This is a genomic window from Pyxidicoccus fallax, assembly GCF_012933655.1.
Taxonomy (GTDB): domain Bacteria; phylum Myxococcota; class Myxococcia; order Myxococcales; family Myxococcaceae; genus Myxococcus; species Myxococcus fallax.
The window spans coordinates 1-1,048 of sequence record NZ_JABBJJ010000721.1 but is presented as its reverse complement, the minus strand read 5'-3'; the positions used below and the strand labels follow the sequence as shown (position 1 = coordinate 1,048).

Here is a 1,048-nt window from a genome sequence, read left to right as displayed (position 1 = left end):
GGCTAAAAGGGGCGGCGGTCCGCCTCACCGGAGGTCCAGCACGTCCGATGCGACAGTCTCCCTCCCGGGCGCGAAGGCCCGTCCTGCTCCCGGCCTGTGGGTTGGCGCTGCTGGCGCTGGTGCTGCTGTCGTGCGGCGCGGACGAGGCCACGGGCCTGGAGCGGGTGCGGCGCGCGGGCGTGCTGCGGTGGGGCGCTGACGCCCAGGGCGGAGAGCCGTATGCCATGGAAGACCCGGATGAGCCGGGGCGCATGCGCGGCTTCGAGGTGGAGCTGGCGGAGGCGCTGGCGCGCGAGCTGGGCGTGCGCGCCGAGTTCGTCCAGAACGACTGGTCCAGCCTCATCCCCTCGTTGGAGCGCGGCTCGTTCGACGTGGCGCTGAACGGGATGGAAATCACCCCCGCGCGCGCCGGCCGCGTCCTCTTCACGCGGCCCTACTTCCTCTTCAACCTGCGGCTGTTGGCGCGCAAGGGCGACGCGAGCGTCACCGGGCTGGAGTCGCTGAAGGGCCGGCGCGTGGGCACGCTCGCCAACTCGCAGGCGTGGGAGCTGCTCTTGCGCAGCGGCGCGGAGGCGGTGCCGTACGAGGGGGTGGAGGAGCCGTACATCGACCTGGAGCAGGGCCGGGTGGACGGCGTGCTGATGGACGACATCATCGCGCAGCGCTACGGCCAGTCGCGCCCGGAGCTGCGGATGGTGGCGGACGTGGGCGAGGGCTACTACGCCATCGCCGTGCGGCCCGGCGAGGAGGACCTGCGCGCGGCGCTGGACGGAGCGCTGGTGCGCATCGCCCGCTCGGGCGAGCTGCGCGCCATCTTCCGGCGCTGGGGCATCGACAGCGCGGCCCAGCAGCGCATGGTGGACTGGACGGACGAGCAGACGCGCGAGGTGCTGGCGGACACGCGCACCACGCGCCTGGGCTGGGGGCAGCTCGTGCTGTTCCTCCAGGCCACGCTGGTGACGCTGTTGGTGTCCGTGGGCGCCATGGCGCTGGCCATTCCGCTGGGCGTGGCGCTGGCCCTGGTGCGGCTGTACGGGCCGGGGTGGGC

The 1,048-nt window shown here is 73.6% G+C and carries 1 protein-coding gene; it reads left to right on the top strand.

The genetic code is table 11. From position 1 onward, the window contains the following. Nucleotides 1–47 precede the first annotated feature (47 nt). Nucleotides 48–1,048, top strand: a 1,001-nt coding sequence (locus HG543_RS53800) for an ABC transporter substrate-binding protein (RefSeq protein WP_169352694.1), incomplete at its 3' end; no start/stop codon positions are given.